The organism is Ideonella flava (assembly GCF_051857595.1).
GTDB lineage: Bacteria > Pseudomonadota > Gammaproteobacteria > Burkholderiales > Burkholderiaceae_C > Ideonella.
Genome location: NZ_JBPZHD010000001.1, coordinates 62,371 through 79,069 on the forward strand (window position 1 = coordinate 62,371; position 16,699 = coordinate 79,069).

At 67.6% G+C, this 16,699-nt stretch carries 15 protein-coding genes; 11 read left to right on the forward strand and 4 right to left on the reverse strand.

Features of this window, described 5'->3' with window-relative positions:
* Window positions 1-217: 217 nt before the first annotated feature.
* Genes ACS5PM_RS00265 through ACS5PM_RS00285 form a run of 5 tightly spaced genes read left to right on the forward strand, consistent with a single transcriptional unit; the run spans window position 218 to window position 3,136 of the window.
* Entirely contained in the window at window positions 218-784 is a 567-nt protein-coding gene (locus tag ACS5PM_RS00265; protein WP_439384216.1) for an RNA polymerase sigma factor, read from the forward strand.
* Window positions 781-1,215 (forward strand): DUF3619 family protein, encoded by a 435-nt coding sequence (locus tag ACS5PM_RS00270; protein WP_439384218.1) that lies wholly within the window; start codon window positions 781-783, stop codon window positions 1,213-1,215. The genes ACS5PM_RS00265 and ACS5PM_RS00270 overlap by 4 nt, the downstream gene beginning before the upstream one ends.
* Window positions 1,212-1,976: a DUF3106 domain-containing protein gene (locus ACS5PM_RS00275; protein WP_439384220.1), complete on the forward strand. Its 765-nt coding sequence runs from the start codon at window positions 1,212-1,214 to the stop codon at window positions 1,974-1,976. The genes ACS5PM_RS00270 and ACS5PM_RS00275 overlap by 4 nt, the downstream gene beginning before the upstream one ends.
* Window positions 1,973-2,512: an RDD family protein gene (locus ACS5PM_RS00280; protein WP_439384222.1), complete on the forward strand. Its 540-nt coding sequence runs from the start codon at window positions 1,973-1,975 to the stop codon at window positions 2,510-2,512. Before ACS5PM_RS00275 ends, ACS5PM_RS00280 begins: the two co-directional genes overlap by 4 nt.
* Window positions 2,513-2,545: 33 nt before the next feature.
* Complete coding sequence (locus tag ACS5PM_RS00285; RefSeq protein ID WP_439384224.1) at window positions 2,546-3,136, forward strand: LOG family protein; 591 nt, start codon at window positions 2,546-2,548, stop codon at window positions 3,134-3,136.
* Here ACS5PM_RS00285 and ACS5PM_RS00290 read toward each other — a convergent pair.
* Together ACS5PM_RS00290 and ACS5PM_RS00295 are read right to left on the reverse strand one after the other, a co-directional pair.
* Window positions 3,133-3,471 carry a P-II family nitrogen regulator gene (locus ACS5PM_RS00290; protein WP_439384226.1) on the reverse strand — a complete coding sequence of 113 codons (339 nt, stop codon included), beginning with the start codon at window positions 3,469-3,471 and terminating at the stop codon, window positions 3,133-3,135. The genes ACS5PM_RS00285 and ACS5PM_RS00290 overlap by 4 nt on opposite strands.
* A gap of 45 nt (window positions 3,472-3,516) precedes the next feature.
* Window positions 3,517-5,232 carry an NAD+ synthase gene (locus ACS5PM_RS00295; protein WP_439384228.1) on the reverse strand — a complete coding sequence of 572 codons (1,716 nt, stop codon included), beginning with the start codon at window positions 5,230-5,232 and terminating at the stop codon, window positions 3,517-3,519.
* On the opposite strand from ACS5PM_RS00295, the gene ACS5PM_RS00300 reads away from it, so the two are divergent.
* The gene (locus ACS5PM_RS00300; protein ID WP_439384230.1) at window positions 5,231-6,403 is read left to right on the forward strand and encodes a GNAT family N-acetyltransferase; all 1,173 of its coding nucleotides are present in this window, start codon (window positions 5,231-5,233) and stop codon (window positions 6,401-6,403) included. The two genes, ACS5PM_RS00295 and ACS5PM_RS00300, sit on opposite strands and share 2 nt — an antisense overlap.
* An 18-nt stretch (window positions 6,404-6,421) precedes the next feature.
* Here the strand turns inward: ACS5PM_RS00300 and ACS5PM_RS00305 are convergent, their stop codons facing one another.
* Both ACS5PM_RS00305 and ppa read right to left on the reverse strand, forming a co-directional pair.
* A complete protein-coding gene (locus tag ACS5PM_RS00305) occupies window positions 6,422-9,205 on the reverse strand; it encodes a M16 family metallopeptidase (protein WP_439384232.1) in 2,784 nt (927 codons plus the stop codon).
* Window positions 9,206-9,338: 133 nt separating this feature from the next.
* Window positions 9,339-9,875, reverse strand: a complete 537-nt coding sequence (ppa, locus tag ACS5PM_RS00310; RefSeq protein WP_439384234.1) for an inorganic diphosphatase — start codon at window positions 9,873-9,875, stop codon at window positions 9,339-9,341.
* Between the two features lie 241 nt (window positions 9,876-10,116).
* On the opposite strand from ppa, the gene ACS5PM_RS00315 reads away from it, so the two are divergent.
* The 5 genes from ACS5PM_RS00315 to ACS5PM_RS00335 all read left to right on the forward strand — a co-directional run bounded on the left by ACS5PM_RS00315 (window position 10,117) and on the right by ACS5PM_RS00335 (window position 16,587).
* Window positions 10,117-12,294, forward strand: coding sequence for a sodium-translocating pyrophosphatase (locus ACS5PM_RS00315; RefSeq protein WP_439384236.1), 2,178 nt, complete (start codon window positions 10,117-10,119; stop codon window positions 12,292-12,294).
* A gap of 127 nt (window positions 12,295-12,421) precedes the next feature.
* Window positions 12,422-12,886, forward strand: coding sequence for a (2Fe-2S)-binding protein (locus tag ACS5PM_RS00320; protein ID WP_439384238.1), 465 nt, complete (start codon window positions 12,422-12,424; stop codon window positions 12,884-12,886).
* 1 nt (window position 12,887) lies between these two features.
* The gene (locus tag ACS5PM_RS00325; protein ID WP_439384240.1) at window positions 12,888-15,026 is read left to right on the forward strand and encodes a xanthine dehydrogenase family protein molybdopterin-binding subunit; all 2,139 of its coding nucleotides are present in this window, start codon (window positions 12,888-12,890) and stop codon (window positions 15,024-15,026) included.
* 50 nt (window positions 15,027-15,076) lie between these two features.
* Entirely contained in the window at window positions 15,077-15,835 is a 759-nt protein-coding gene (gene aat, locus ACS5PM_RS00330; RefSeq protein ID WP_439384242.1) for a leucyl/phenylalanyl-tRNA--protein transferase, read from the forward strand.
* Window positions 15,832-16,587, forward strand: a complete 756-nt coding sequence (locus tag ACS5PM_RS00335) for an arginyltransferase (protein ID WP_439384244.1) — start codon at window positions 15,832-15,834, stop codon at window positions 16,585-16,587. Before aat ends, ACS5PM_RS00335 begins: the two co-directional genes overlap by 4 nt.
* Window positions 16,588-16,699 lie beyond the last annotated feature (112 nt).

A 16,699-nucleotide genomic window follows, 5' to 3' on the forward strand; every position in this document is an offset into this window, starting at 1 on the left:
AACCATCGGTGCCCCTCCTCTCGCCCTTGTGGGGCGGATTTGGAACCTGCGCGTTACAAAAATGCCTGTAGCCCGTGGTCGGGCCGGCCTGAACGACGAGTTCGCAAATTGTGCGAAGCAGCATTATTGCACTGTTGTCCGAGGCCGACGGTTTTTGTGGGGCGAATGACATAATCGCCGCCGATTTCGCAGGGGCTGCGGCCTCCTGACGTCCGCCTTGGCCACCGATAAAGAACTCACCGATTTCCTCAAGAGCGTCGAGAAGCGCGCATTCAAGCGAACGGTCTATGCCGTGCGTGACGATGACGCTGCGCTGGACATCGTCCAGGACTCGATGATCCGCCTGGCCCAGAAGTACGCCGACCGCCCGGCAGCGGAGCTGCCGCTGGTGTTCCAACGCATCATGTCGAACGCGACGATGGACTGGTTCCGGCGCCAGAAGGTGCGCAACGCGGTCATCCAGAACCTGTCCGACTTCGACACTGGGGACGACGACGGCGACTTCGACCTCCTGGAACTGCTCACCACGGTGGAGGGCTCGCTCGGCTCCGAGAGTGCCGCAGACACGGTCGGACGGGAACAGATATTGCTTCTGATCGAAAAGGAAATCGCCCTGCTTCCTGGCCGTCAACGAGAGGCCTTCCTGCTTCGTTACTGGGAGGAACTGGATGTTGCAGAGACAGCCACGGTCATGGGTTGCTCCGAGGGCAGCGTGAAGACGCATTGCTCGCGTGCAGTGCATGCCCTGGCGAAATCGCTCAGAGCCAAGGGAATCTCGCCATGAACAGCACTGTCAACCGCCAGGCGGCCGAAGCCGAGCGCCTGGAGGCCCGCTTCGGGCTCCGCCTGGGGGCCCTGCTGAACGAGCAGGCGGCCCGAACTCCGCATGACATCTCGGAGCGCTTGCGTGTCGCGCGCGAGCAGGCGTTGGCGAGCGCGCGATCTTCCCGGCTGTCGACGGCAGGCACGGACACCGTGGTCGGCAATGGTCGCAGCGCCGTGCTCGGCCGCCTGCCGAGTTGGCTGTTTCGCTTTGCCTCGGTGATGCCGCTGGTCGTCTTGGTCGCCGGAATGGTGCTGATAGACGAGTGGCACGATCGCGCCCAGATCGAAGCCGCCGCTGACGTGGACGTCAATCTGCTGGCCGATGAACTGCCGCCTGACGCCTACAGCGACGCCGGCTTTGTTGAATTCCTGAAAGAAGACGCGCAGTGATCCGAGGGTTCCCGCTCGCCGCTGCGTGCCTGAGCGTTGCGCTGAGCTGGCCTGTGCTTGCCGCGGCGCAGGGTCCGGCCGGCGGCCCGGCCTGGACAGAGCTCTCGCCGGACCAGCAGACTGCCCTGGCGCCCTTGAAGAACGACTGGAACAGCCTGGACACCGGGCGCAAGCAGAAGTGGCTCGAGGTGGCATCGCGCTTCGGCTCGATGAAGCCTGAGCGCCAGGAGCGGGTGCGCGAACGCATGACCGAATGGGCGCGGCTGTCCCCTTCGCAGCGCACCGAAGCCCGCGTCAACTATCAGCAGTCCAAGCAATTGCCGCCGGAGGATCGCCAAGCTCGGTGGGAGGCCTATCAGGCGCTTTCGCCCGAGGAACGTGCCGCGCTCGCCGCCCGCGCCCGGCCGCCGGTCAACACCGCGCCCTCCAGCCCGGCCCAGGCCTTGCGCCGGGCACCGGTGGATGCCCAGTTGCCGAAGTCCAACATCGTCGCTCCTAACCGCGCTGTGGTCCCCCCGCTCAAGCCGGTGGCACCGACCGTCGTGCAGGGCAATCCCGGGGCGACGACGACCCTGGTGACTGCCACGCCCAAGCCGCCGCCGCACCAGCAGCCGGGCCAGCCCAAGATCGCGGCCACGCCCAAGCTGGTCGACAAGACCACGCTGCTGCCCAAGAGCGGTCCGCAGGCAGCGGGCACGTCCCAGAAACCGGCCAGGCCGGGGGGGCCGGCGCAGGGGTCCACTGCGTCCAAGCCGCAGTGAGTGGGGCCCCGCTGGCCCAGGGCCTTGACGCCCTGCCGGCGCCGACGCTCCTGCGTCGGCTCGCAGCCTTTGTCTACGAGGGCGTGTTGCTGTTTGGGGTGCTGATGATCGCCGCCATCGCTTATTCCGCATCGACAGGCCTGCGAGACCCGGATGCACAGGGCACTCTGGGGCTGCAGGTTTTCCTCTTTTTCGTGCTGGGCCTGTACTTCGGCTGGTTCTGGTCCCACGGTGGGCAGACCGTGGCCATGAAGGCCTGGCACATTCGCCTCACCAGCGTCACTGGTGGCCCCGTGTCCATGCGGCGCGCTCTGATGCGCTACGTGTTGAGCTGGCTGTGGTTTGCGCCGGCACTGCTGATTGCCCATCTTTCGGGCCTCAAGAGCGGTGGGAGCTTGTTCGGCATCGTGACGACCGGCGTGCTCGCCTATGCAGCCCTGTCCCGGTTGAGTCCGGAGCGACAGTTCTGGCACGACATGGTCTGCGGGACCCGGCTGGTGGACTCCCGGGCGGACAGGAAGCCCGTGCACGCCTGAGCAGGTGTCCGGCGCCCTGTCAGAATCGGGCTGATGAGCAACAAGCCGTTTTCTGTCTGCGTCTACTGCGGCTCGCGCTTTGGCGACTCGCCGGCGTTCTTGTCAGCGGCTCGGGCGCTGGGCGAGGCGATTGCCTCCCGTGGCTGGCGACTCGTCTATGGCGGGGGCAACGTAGGCCTGATGGGAGCGACAGCGGACGCGGCGCTCGAGGTCGGCGGCCATGTCGTCGGAGTCATCCCCGAGCGTTTGATGAACCGCGAAGTCGGCCATCGAGGTCTGACCGAACTGCATGTAGTGCAGACGATGCACGAGCGCAAAAAGGTGATGGCCGAGCTGGCAGACGCCTTCGTCGCGCTGCCTGGCGGCATCGGCACGCTGGAGGAGTTGTTCGAAGTGTGGACCTGGCGCCATCTCGGGTACCACGACCAGCCCATCGGTCTGCTCAATGTCGGCGGCTTCTACGACCCGCTGCTGACCTTCATGAACCACACGCGGGATGCCGGCTTCGTCGATGACGAGCAGCAGCGGATGCTGACAGTTTCGGCCGACGCGGCCGACCTGCTGGATCGCCTGGCCGCCGAAGCGGTCGGTGCCGGCGGCGTCGAAGATTTCAGCCGGATCTAGACAGCTGCCTCGTCCGTCTCGCCGGTGCGAATGCGCACCACCTGCTCGACGGCCGTGACGAAGATCTTGCCGTCGCCGATCTTGCCGGTCTTGGCCGCCTTCACGATGGCCTCGATCGAGCGCTCCACGTCGTCATCGCGGACCACCACTTCGACTTTCACCTTGGGCAGGAAATCGACCACGTATTCGGCGCCCCGGTACAGCTCGGTGTGTCCCTTCTGGCGGCCGAATCCCTTCACTTCCGTCACCGTCAGGCCGGAGACCCCCACCTCGGCCAGGGCCTCGCGCACTTCCTCGAGCTTGAAGGGCTTGATGATGGCGGTGATCTGCTTCATGGCGGGCTCCGTTGGGTCAGTCAACAGTGAGAGGCTCGACTCGATTTAAGCACGGAACTTCGACGTGATCGGATACCGCCAGTCGCGTCCGAAGGCCCGGTGGGTGATCCGGATGCCGACCGGCGCCTGGCGACGCTTGTACTCGTTGATCTTGATGAGCCGCGTCACCCGCTCGACGTCCGCCCGGGAGTAGCCGGCCGCCACGATCTCCTCTATTCCCTGGTCATCCTCCATGTAGCGGGCCAGGATGGCGTCCAGGACGTCGTAGGCAGGCAGGCTGTCCTGGTCCTTCTGATCGGGCCGCAGCTCGGCCGAAGGCGGCCGCGTGATGATGCGCTCGGGGATCACCGGGCCCACGGTGCCGTCGGCGCGGGGGGTGGGCTGCCGGTTCTTCCAGTCGGCCAGGCGGTAGACCAGCGTCTTGGCCACGTCCTTGATCACCGCGAAGCCGCCGGCCATGTCGCCGTAGAGCGTGCAGTAGCCGGTCGCCATCTCGCTCTTGTTGCCGGTGGTCAGCACGATCGCGCCGGTCTTGTTGGACAAGGCCATCAGCAGCGTGCCCCGCACGCGGGCCTGGATGTTCTCTTCGGTGGCGTCTTCGGCCAGGCCGGTGAACTGCGTCGCCAGCGCGGCGCGGAAGGCCTCGAACATCGGTGTGATGCCGATCTCGTCGTAGCGCACGCCGAGCCGGGCCACCATGTCCCGGGCGTCCAGCCACGAGATGTCGGCCGTGTAGGGCGAGGGCATCATCACGCACCGCACTTTGTCGGCCCCCAGCGCATCGACTGCCACCGCCAGCACCAGCGCTGAATCGATGCCTCCCGACAAGCCGATGATGGCGCCCGGGAAGCCGTTCTTGCCGACGTAGTCCCGCACGCCGGTCACAAGCGCGGCCCAAGCCTGGCCCTCGGCATCCGGAACGGCAGCCACAGACCCGCCGACGACGCCATCGGCACCGAGCTCGACCATCAACGTCGCCGCCTCGAACATCGGCGCCCTCGCCTTCACGCAGCCCTGCGCATCCACGGCAAAGGAGGCCCCGTCGAACACGACTTCGTCCTGGCCGCCGACCAGATGCGAATACAGCAAAGGCCGCCCGCACGCTCGCGCTCGCTGGGCCATGCGCTCTTCGCGCTCCTCGTGCTTGTCCAGGTGGAATGGGGAGGCATTGAGGACGCACAGCACATCGGCGCCAGCCGCACAGGCCGCTTCGGGCGCTTCGTCGAACCAGGCGTCCTCGCAGATCAGGATGCCGAAGCGCAGACCTTGCACCTCGAACACCAAGGGGTCGCGGCCGGCATCGCGCCCGGAGGCGAAGTAGCGCCGCTCGTCGAAAACCTGGTAGTTGGGCAACTCGCGCTTGCAGTAAGAGGCGACAACCTGGCCGCCAGCAAGCACCGAAGCGGCATTGAACCTGCGCGGCAATGCGGCATAGGACTTGGACCTAACATCGACCGCTTCTTCCCACGCCATCGGATGCCCGACGACCAGATGCAGCCCCTCGCAATCCGCCAACTCGATGGCCAAGGCCGAAAGCTGTGCGTCGCAGGCCCGCATGAAGGCGGGTCGCAGCAGCAGGTCTTCCGGCGGGTAGCCGCACAGGGCCAGTTCGGGTGCCAGCACGAGGCGCGCGCCTTGCGCATGCGCTTCGCGCGCGGCGGCAGCGATCCGGCTCGCGTTGCCGGACAAATCGCCCACCGTCGCGTTGATCTGGGCCAGGGCCACCACGACGGTGCCTGATGCGGTGTCCGGGCTGCGCATGAGCGATCTCGAAAGCGGAGCGACAAATTATGTCATCCGGGTCCATGGCGACCTGGACGATATCGACGCCTCGGCGTGGAACGAACTGCTGTCCAGCCAGGACCAGCCTCTGCCCTTCCTGCGCCTGGAGTTTCTGCGCGCTCTTCACGACACCGGATGCGCAGCGCCGGACGAAGGATGGGCACCGGCCTTCGTCACCCTGCATCGCGAGGGACGCCTGGACGGCGCCGTGGCCGCGTACCTGAAATCGCACTCGTATGGCGAGTACGTGTTCGACTGGGCCTGGGCAGATGCCTACCAGCGGCACGGCCTCGTCTACTACCCCAAGCTGCTGGCCGCCGTGCCGTTCACGCCGGTCCCCGGGCCGCGACTGCTCGCCCGCAGCGATGCAGACCGCCGTGTGCTGCTGCGGGCGCTCAAGAGCCTGGCCGTGCAGACCGAGCTGTCATCCGCCCACCTGCTCTTCGGCAACGAGGCTGACTTCGAGGCGGCCGAGGCTGAAGGCTGGATGATCCGCCACGGCGTGCAGTTCCACTGGCGCAATCGCGAAGGCGAGCCCTACGCGGATTTCGCCGACTTCCTTTCGGCGCTGCAGCGCGACAAGCGCAAGAAGATCCAGCAGGAGCGCCGACGGGTGGCCGAGGCGGGCATCACCTTCGAGGCACGGGCCGGACGAGAGATCAGCGAAGCCGACTGGCGGTTCTTTCACCGCTGCTACACCCTCACCTACCGCGCCCACGGATCCGCGCCCTACCTGAACCTGGCGTTCTTCAAGCGCGTCGCGGCCGAACTGCCGGACCATTGGCTGATGTTCATCGCCCAGCGGGCGGGCCAGCCGATCGCGGCGTCTCTGGTCGCCATCGATGCGAGCCGCGGCTGGGCCTGGGGCCGCTACTGGGGCGCGACCGAGCCCGTGCCGCTGCTGCACTTCGAGGCCTGCTATTACCAGCCGCTGCAGTGGTGCATCACCCAGCGCTATCAGTGCTTCGAAGGAGGCGCCCAGGGCGAGCACAAGATGGCCCGGGGCCTGACGCCCACACCGACGCGCTCGGCGCACTGGCTGGCCCATCCGCAGTTCGCCCGCGCCGTCGAGGACTTCCTCGCCCGCGAGGGCCAGGGGGTGGCCGCCTACCTGGACGAGTTGCGCGAACGCGACCCGTTCAAGGCGTGAACGCGGCCGGCCCCCGCCTCACTTGCCCTTGAAGTCGCCGGCCAGGGCGCCCACGAAGCGCTGGGGATCGATGTACTTGCGCCAGACGGCCGTCGCCTGCTCCGCCGTCACCGCCGCGATCGCCTCATCCACCTTCTGAGACACGGTGAAGCGCCGCCCGAGGTAGTCGTTGCGGACCAGGGCCCCGGCCAGGTTGCCGTCCTGGGCCCGGGCGAGGCGGCGGTAGTTCAGCAGGGCCGCCTTGGCCTGCTCGATCTCGGCTGGCGTGAAGCCGTTCTTGAGCAAGCGGTCGGACTCGTCCTTGAAGGCCGCTTCGACCTTGGCGCGGTTCTGCGGCGCGAAGATCGCCGTCACCTGCCAGCCGGTGTTGGCGTCTTCCGCGTTCCAGTCCAGCGTGCTGCCCACGTGGTAGCTCAGGCCCTCGGCTTCGCGCACCCGCTTCCACAGGCGCGAGTTGCCGCCGCTGCCGAACGCGAAGTTGGCCACCATCAGCGCCGCCTGGTCAGGGTCCAGCTCCTTGATGGGCAGTGACTGGCGGACCTCCATCGTCGCGTTCTGCTTGTCCGGCGCTTCGAACGCCAGACGCGCCGGCGGAACAGCGACCAGCGGCCGCGGAACGTGCCGGAAGCCGACGCCCGGCGCCCAGCCTGCGAAGGCCTTGTCGAGCGCCGTGCGCACCGCAGCGGCATCCATCGACCCGACTGCAGCGAACTGCGCGTTGGCCAGGCCGACGAAGCGCTTGTGAAACGCCTTGAGCTGGTCGACGTTCACGGCCTTCACCTCGGCGATCGTCTCTTCGAAGCTGCGGGCATAGCGCACATCCCCCTTCGGATACGGATTGCCGTGGCGATCCAGGGCCTCCTGCACGATGGCCTCCGGTTCCTTGCGGCTTTGCTCGACCCCCGTCATCACCTGACGTCGCACCTCCTCCAGCGCGTCGGGCGGGAGGGTCGGCTGGCGAAGCAACTGGCCGACCAGCTCGATGGTGGCCGGTAGGTTCTCGCGCGTCGTCATCACATTGACCGTCAGGTCCTCCGCGCTGCCGCCGATCTGGATTTCGGCCTTGAGGGCCGTCATGCGGTCCTGGATCTGCTGGCGCGAAAGCTGGGTGGTGCCCTTGTCCAGCATGGCCGCCATCATCTCGCCGGCGGTGGACTGGCCCTTGAGGCTCGCCTCGTCGCCCAGGCGCAGCGTCAGCTGGGCATTGACCACGTCGCCACGGGTCGCCTTGGGCAGCAGCGAGACCTTCATGCCCGGCGCGATCTCGAAACGCTGGGTGCGCGCCTCGATGTTGGCCGGCGAGGCATCGAAGGCCTCGGCCTGCGCCAGCGTCTCGACCGGCTTGAAGCTCTTGAGCTGCTCCACCACATCCACGGCCTCCGGCTTCGGCGCGCGCGTCGGCTGCTCGGTCGGCACGTAGGTGCCCAGCGTCCGGTTGTCGCGCAGAAGGTAGGCCGTGGCGACGCGGTTCACATCTGCCGCAGTAACGGCCTTGACCCGGTCACGCAGCAGGAAGAACAGGCGCCAGTCTCCCTGCGCCACCGTCTCGGACAAGGCGACGCCCACGGTCTCGGGATCCGAGAAGCGCAGCTCCCAGTCCTTCAGCCATTTGGCCTTGGCGCGGTTCACCTCCTCGTCGGTGATGGGTTGCGAGGCCAGGGCCTCGAGCGTCGAAAGTAAAGCCTCTCGCGCCTTCTCCAGGCCCTGCTCCGGCCCGAGCTGCGCCCCGAAGATCACGAAGCCCGGATCGTGCAGATCGGCGTTCCACGAGAACACACTGGAGGCCAGTTGGCTCTCGACCAGCTTCTTGTGCAGCCGCCCCGCCGGCACATCGCTCATCACCAGGCCGAGCAATTCGACCGCCGCCGTGTCCGGGTGCGCCCCGGGCGGGACGTGGTAGGCCGAGAAAAGCAGCGGCACGCCACTCTGGCGACGCAGCGTGACGGCGCGATCGCCGTCCTGCACGGGGTCTATGGTGTAGAGCTTGGGCAACACCCGCTTGGGTGCCGGAATGCGGCCGAAGTCGGCTTGCACCCAGCCCAGCACCTTGGCCGGATCGAATTTGCCGCTGACGATCAGCGTCGCGTTGTCCGGCTGGTAGTACTGGTGATAGAAGGCCTGCAGGCGCGGGATGTCGACGTTCTCGACATCGGCTCTTGCGCCTATGGTGTCGTGGCCGTAGTTGTGCCAGTCGAACATCGTGGCCAGCGTCTTCTGGAAAAGGATGCGCGACGGGCTGTTCTCGCCCTTCTCCATCTCGTTGCGCACCACCGTCATCTCGGTGTCGAGGTCGCGGCGGGCGACGAAGCTGTTGACCATCGCGTCGGCCTGCCAGCCGAGATACCAGCGCAGGTTGTCCTCGTTGGCGGTGAAGCTGGCGAAGTAGTTGGTGCGGTCCAGCCAGGTGCTGCCGTTGTAGTTCAGGCCGCGACGGCTGAACTCGGCCTTGGGATCGCGGTGCAGCGGCGAGCCCTTGAACAGCAGGTGCTCCAGCAGGTGCGCCATGCCGGTCTCGCCGTAGTTCTCCTGGCGCGAACCCACGCGGTAGGTGACGTTGACGGTCGTGGTGGGCTTGGCATCGTCAGGGGCCAGGAGCACCTGGAGGCCGTTGGGCAGGCGGTATTCAGTGATGCCTTCGACGGTGCGCACCGGCTTGAGCGCACTGGGCACCGGTGCGGGCGCGGTGGCCACGGGCTTGCGCTGCGGGGCCTTGGGCGCGGGCTTGCGCGCCGGCGCGGCTTGGGTGGCACTGACCAGCAGGATGCTGGCGAGGATCGCCCAACGGGACGAGAAGAGACGCATCGTTTCGGCTCCTGAAGCGGACAACGCGCGTCGCCGAAACGAAAACGCCGCCTGAGCGAGGCGGCGTTGCGGCCGGCGGCACGCCAGCGCGGACGATAACCCAAGCGTGTTGCTGGGTCGTATCAGGCAGACATCAGGCCTGCTTGGCCTTCCAGCTGGCCTGGCCCAGGCGAATCTCCTCGCGGGCGGCTTCGGCGCCTTCCCAGCCCAGCACCTTGACCCACTTACCGGCCTCGAGATCCTTGTAGTGCTCGAAAAAGTGCTGGATGGTCTTCAGGCGCATCGGGTTCAGATCCTCGGGCTTCTGCCACTGGGTGTAGATCGGCAGGATCTTGTCGATGGGCACCGCCAGCAGCTTGTTGTCGCCGCCAGCCTCATCGTCCATGCGCAGCATGCCGAGCGGGCGGCAGGTCACCACCACGCCGGGGATCAGCGGCACCGGGGTGATCACCAGGACGTCCACCGGATCACCATCGTCGGCCAGCGTCTGCGGGATGTAGCCGTAGTTGCACGGGTAGTGCATCGACGTGGACATGAAGCGATCGACGAACAGCGCCCCGCTGTCCTCATCGACCTCATACTTGATCGGGTCCGCGTTCATCGGGATTTCGATGATCACGTTGAACTCGTCGGGGGCCTTGGGGCCCGGTGTCACGTTGTGCAGGCTCATGGTGTTCTGGAGAGTTTGCAGTCAGCGGGAAAACCCCGATTCTACGGACCGCCCTTGCCCTGCCCTGACGCGGCATGCCCATTGCTGCACCGCAGGAAAACACCAAGCCGGGGTGAAGGGGCATCCCGTAGCATGCCAGCGCGACCCCCTCGGGGCAGCCGAAGCGCGCCCTGTGCCTGGCTGTGACAGCCCCGGGCGCAAAGCACAAACGAGTGTCTGTGAGCGGAAGGAGAACCCTTTGATGTCGACCACCATGGCGCTTTATGTGGCGCTGGCGTGCGGCCTTGCGGCTGTGATTTACGGCTTCATCCAGCGCAGCTGGATCCTGAGCCAGGACCCGGGCAATGCCCGCATGCAGGAGATCGCCGGCGCGATACAGCAGGGCGCTGCGGCCTACCTGGCACGTCAATACAAGACCATCGGCATGGTGGGCGTGGTCCTCGCCGTCCTGATCGCCGTCTTCCTCGACGGCAAGACCGCCGGCGGCTTCGTCCTCGGCGCGGTGCTTTCCGGGGCCTGCGGCTTCATCGGCATGAACGTTTCGGTGCGCGCCAACGTGCGAACCGCGCAAGCGGCCACGCAAGGCATCGGCCCGGCACTCAACGTCGCGTTCAAGGGCGGCGCCATCACCGGCATGCTGGTGGTGGGCCTGGGCCTGCTGGGCGTCGGCCTGTTCTTCTGGTGGGTCACCGGCGGCACCAACGTGGAATCGGCGACGCTGAAGCCGCTGCTCGGGCTGGCCTTCGGCTCCTCGCTCATCTCCATCTTCGCGCGTCTGGGCGGCGGCATCTTCACCAAGGGCGCCGACGTGGGCGCCGACCTGGTCGGCAAGGTCGAGGCTGGCATCCCCGAGGACGACCCGCGCAACCCGGCGGTGATCGCGGACAACGTGGGTGACAACGTCGGCGACTGCGCTGGCATGGCCGCCGACCTGTTCGAGACCTACGCCGTGACCCTGATCGCCACCATGACGCTGGGCGGCCTGATGGTCACCGGCGCGCCGCTGAACGCGGTGGTCTATCCGCTGATCCTCGGCGGCGTTTCCATCATCGCCTCGATCATCGGTTGCAGCTTCGTCAAGGCCTCGCCGGGCATGAAGAACGTGATGCCGGCGCTGTATCGCGGGCTGATCGTCGCGGGCGTGCTGTCGCTCATCGCCTTCTACTTCGTGACGACCGCCCTGTTCCCGCAGGCCGTGACGCTGACGGACGGCAAGACGATCAGCGCCATGGCCCTGTGGGGGGCGTGCGCCGTCGGGCTGGTGCTGACGGCCTTGATGGTGTGGATCACCGAGTACTACACCGGCACCGACTACAAGCCCGTGCAGCATGTGGCGCAGGCCTCGACCACCGGCCACGGCACCAACATCATCGCGGGCCTGGGCGTGTCGATGAAGTCGACCGCCTGGCCGGTGATCTTCGTCTGCCTCGCCATCGGCGTGTCCTACTGGCTGGGCGGGCTGTTCGGCATCGCCGTGGCAGCGACCTCGATGCTGAGCATGGCCGGCATCGTCGTCGCGCTGGACGCCTACGGCCCGATCACAGACAACGCGGGCGGCATCGCGGAGATGGCCGACCTGCCCGACAGCGTGCGCGATATCACCGACCCGCTGGACGCGGTGGGCAACACCACCAAGGCGGTGACCAAGGGCTACGCGATCGGCTCGGCCGGCCTGGCAGCGCTGGTGCTGTTCGCCGACTACACCCACGCCCTCGAGGGCCGAGGCATGCACCTGCGCTTCGACCTGTCGGACCACATGGTGATCATCGGGCTGTTCATCGGCGGCCTGATCCCGTACCTCTTCGGTGCGATGGCCATGGAGGCCGTGGGCCGTGCCGCCGGCTCGGTGGTGGAGGAAGTGCGCCGCCAGTTCCGCGAGATCAAGGGCATCATGGAAGGCACGGCCAAGCCCGAGTACGGCAAGGCGGTCGACATGCTGACCGTGGCCGCGATCAAGGAGATGATGATCCCCTCGCTGCTGCCGGTGGTGGTGCCTATCCTCGTCGGCCTGCTGCTCGGCCCGGCCGCGCTCGGCGGCCTGCTGATGGGCACGATCGTGACCGGCCTGTTCGTCGCCATCTCGATGTGCACCGGCGGCGGTGCCTGGGACAACGCCAAGAAGTACATCGAGGACGGTCACCATGGCGGCAAGGGCAGCGAGGCGCACAAGGCCGCCGTCACCGGCGACACCGTAGGCGACCCGTACAAGGACACCGCCGGCCCGGCCGTCAACCCGCTGATCAAGATCATCAACATCGTGGCCCTGCTGATCGTGCCGCTGCTGCCGATGGCCACCAGCGCCACCTCGCACCCGACGCCCGAGCAGGCCGCGGCGACAGCGCCGGCCGCTGCCCCGGCCACCACACCGGCCACCACCCCGGCCCCCGGGGCGCCGGCCTCGGCCGCCAGCGGCAACTGACGCGGTCCGCAGCCATCGAACCGGGCCGGCAGATGCCGGCCCTTCTCTTTGCAAAACCCTTTGACGCGGCCAGGACGACTTCGTATCGTTGCCCGCGCCCATCCCGTTCCTGACGAAGGAGATACGCATGACGACCTTGACCGTGAACGGCAAGCGGGTGACGGCGAATGCCGACCCGTCCACGCCACTGTTGTGGGTGCTGCGCGAGGACCTCGGCCTGACCGGCACGAAGTTCGGTTGCGGGATGGCGCTGTGCGGCGCCTGCACCGTGCATCTGGACGGCCAGGCCGTCCGCTCCTGCCAGACGCCGCTGTCCGCCGCCGCCGGCAAGAAGGTGACGACGATCGAGGGCGTGGGCGCCACCCGGACAGGCAAGGCCGTGCAGGCCGCCTGGGCGCAGGTCGACGTGCCGCAGTGCGGCTACTGTCAGTCCGGGCAGATCATGAGCGCCTGCGCCCTGCTGGAAAAGAACAAGGCGCCCCAGGATGCCGACATCGAAGGCGCCATGAGCGGCAACATCTGCCGCTGCGGCACCTACAACCAGATCCGCGCCGCCATCCATGACGCCGCGGGCCACTTGAAGGGAGCGTGACATGAATGCTCCGACCCGTCGCGAGTTCCTCCAGGCCGGCGCCGCCTCTTCGCTGGTCATCGGCTTCGCCCTGCCCCTCACCGGCCGCGCCGCCTCCGCCGCGCCAGCGGGAGCGGCCTTCACGCCCAATGCGTGGCTGCGGATTACGCCCGACGACCGGGTGACCGTCCTTTGCGGTTCCTCCGAGATGGGCCAGGGCGTGCTCACCGCCATCCCGATGCTCATGGCCGAGGAGCTGGACGCCGACTGGAAGAAGGTCAGCGTCGAGCAGGCCCCGGTCGACAAGGCCTACAACAACCCGATCTTCGGCATGCAGGCCACCGGTGGCTCGACCACCGTGCGAGCCCACTGGGAGCCGGTGCGCAAGGCCGGTGCCGCCGCGCGGCAGATGCTGGTCGCGGCGGCCGCTGCCCAATGGAAAGTCGGCCCCGACGAATGCCGCACCGAGGCCGGGCAGGTCATCCACAAGAGCGGCAAGAAGCTCTCGTACGGCCAGTTGGTGGCCGCAGCGGCCACGCAACCGGTGCCGACCGAGCCGACACTGAAGGATCCGAAGGACTTCCGCATCCTCGGCAAGCCGACGAAGCGGCTGGACACCGCGGCGAAGATCAACGGCACGGCCAAGTTCGGCATCGACGCGCAGTTGCCCGGCATGCTGGTGGCCGTGATGGCGCGCGCGCCGCAACCCGGCGCCAAGGCCACGGCAGTCAACGATGCCAAGGCCAAGGCCGTCAAGGGCGTGCAGCAGGTCATCACCCTGCCGACCGGCGTGGCAGTGCTGGCCACGGGCTACTGGGCGGCGAAACAGGGTCGGGACGCGCTGGAGATCACCTGGGACCTGGGCAAGCTGGCCGGCCTGAACTCCGCCGCCGTGTCCGACATGCTTCGCGACGGGGCCAACAACGCCGACGCGGTCGCCAAGGACGTGGGCAACCTCAAGGACGCCGCGGCCAACAGCGCGTCGACCTTCGAGGCGGTCTACGAGGCGCCCTACCTCGCCCACGCGTGCATGGAGCCCATGAACTGCACGGCCTGGGTGCGCGGCGACGAGGTCGAGATCTGGGCCGGCACGCAGAGCCAGGGGCCGGTGCAGGGCATCCTGGGCCAGGTGGCCCAGGTGACACCGGCCAAGGTGAAGATCAACACGATGCTGCTCGGCGGCGGCTTCGGCCGGCGGTTCGCTCCCGACTTCACCATCGACGCGACGCTGCTGTCCAAGATCTCGGGCAAGCCGGTCAAGCTCATCTACACCCGCGAAGACGACATGGCCGCCGGCTTCTACCGCCCGGCCTCGGTGGCGAAGTTCCAGGGCGGGCTGGATGCCGCCGGCAAGCCGACGCTGCTGCGCATAGACGTCGGCTCGCCGTCCATCATGGAGGCGTCCGGCTTCATGAAGCTTCCGCCCGACGGGGTCGACACCTTCGCCCTCGAAGGCATCAGCGACAACCCGTACGACATCCCGAGCTCGCGCATCGGCTACGGCCGCGTCGAACCCGGTCCCCAGGTCTGGTTCTGGCGCTCGGTGGGGCACTCGCAGAACATCTTCTTCATCGAAAGCTTCATCGACGAGATGGCGGCCCAGGCGAAGAAGGATCCCTTCGAATTCCGCCGCCAGCTGCTCGGCAACGCCCCGCGCTACAAGGCGGTGCTGGAGTTGGCTGCGCAGAAGGCCGGCTGGGGCACCAAGCTGCCGGCAGGCGTGCACCGGGGGATCGCGGTGGCCCAGAGCTTCGGCAGCTACGTGGCCGAAGTGGCCGAGGTTTCGGTCGCGCCCGACGGAACTCCCAAGGTCCACCGCGTCGTGGCGGCTGTGGACTGCGGCCTCACGGCCAACCCCCTGACCATCTCGCGCCAGATCGAAGGCGCCATCGTCTATGGCCTGTCGGCGGCGTTGTACGGCCGGATCAGCTTCAAGGACGGCCGGGTCGAGCAGGGCAACTTCCACAACTACCAGGTGCTGCGCATGAACGAGATGCCCAAGGTGGAGGTACACATCCTGGCCAGCACCGAGAAGCCGGGAGGCATCGGCGAGCCGGGCACCCCGCCGATCGCTCCGGCCGTCACCAACGCCATCTTCGCGGCCACCGGCAAACGCATCCGCACGCTGCCGATCGACACGGAGTTGCTGAAGAGGGCGTGATGCCCGCCCGGCATGGGCGTCCTGCCTGCCGGGCGCTATCCTGAGGGCCGATGCGACTTCCCTGGCTGCACGGCGACAGCCCGTTCCCCCCGACCTCCCAGGCGCTCGGCCCCGAGACCGACGCGCCCGGCCTGCTCGCCGCCGGTGGCGACCTGGGCCCCGAGCGGCTGACCGAGGCTTACCGGCATGGCATCTTTCCCTGGTACGGCGAGGGCCAGCCGTTGCTGTGGTGGACGACCGACCCGCGCATGGTGCTGCCGGTGGCCGAATTCAGGCTCTCACGCTCGCTGCGCAAGACGCTGCAGCGTTTCTTGCGCACCCCGGGCTGCGAGATCCGCTTCGACGGTGACACGCCCGGGGTCATCAAGGCCTGCGCCGCCGCCCCGCGCGAGGGGCAGGACGGCACCTGGATCGTGCCGGAGATGGTCGAAGCCTACGTACGCCTGTACCGGCTGGGACGCGTCCACAGCGTGGAGACGTGGATCGACGGCCAGCTCGTGGGCGGCCTGTACGGCGTCGCGCTGGGTCGCATGCTCTTTGGCGAATCGATGTTCGCGCGCCGGACCGACGCCTCCAAGATTGCACTGGCCGCGCTGGTCGCCTTCTGCCGGGCAAAGGGCATAGCGCTCATCGACTGCCAGCAGCAGACCGCTCACCTGGCCAGCCTCGGGGCGCGGCCCATTGCCAGGCCGGCGTTCGAGGCGCACCTGCGCCAGGCCGTGGCGACGCCGGGGCCGGAGCGCTGGGCCTATGATCCGGGCTGTTGGATCCATCTCGGCTTGAAACCCGACGATCAGCCCCCGCCGTGACCCACCCGAAAGAGCTTCCGTTCGCGTCGCTCCAGTTCTACGCGACGGCGCCCTACCCTTGCAGCTATCTGCCGGACCGGCTGGCCCGCTCCCAGGTCGCCACGCCGGGCCACCTGATTCACGCCGAGGCCTATTCCGCGCTCGTCGCGTGCGGCTTTCGCCGCAGCGGCATGTTCACCTACCGGCCCTACTGCGACAGCTGTCACGCCTGCAAGCCGCTTCGGGTGCCGGTGAACCAGTTCCAGCCCTCCCGCAGCCAGCGACGTGCGCAGGCGGCCCATGCCGGCTTGAAGACGCGGGTGATGCGATTGGGCTTCGTGCCCGAGCACTACCAGCTCTACCTGCGCTACCAGGCCGGCCGCCACGCGGGCGGCGGCATGGACCACGACAGCGTCGACCAGTACACCCAGTTCCTGCTGCAGACCCGCGTCAACTCCAGGCTGGTGGAGTTCCGCGAGCCCGTGCCGCCGGGCGATCCCGAAGCGCTCGGCGAGTTGCGAATGGTGGCCATCGTCGACATCCTCAGCGACGGGCTTTCGGCGGTCTACACCTTCTACGATCCCGAGGTGAAGGGCAGCTTCGGCACCTATTGCGTGATGTGGCAGATCGAGCAGACCAAGGCACTCAAGCTGCCTCACCTGTACCTGGGCTACTGGATCGCCGAGAGCCCGAAGATGGCCTACAAGAACCAGTTCCGCCCGTACGAGCTGCTGATCGACGGGCAATGGCAGTCGGACCCCGGCGGCGCCTGATCCCGTGCGCTTGCCGTTCACGCCGCCGGATCGACGGCCTGTCGCGCACGGATGGCGCGCAGTGCACTGCATAGGCACCATGGCGGCATTCGAAGTTCACCGCGCCGGAGCC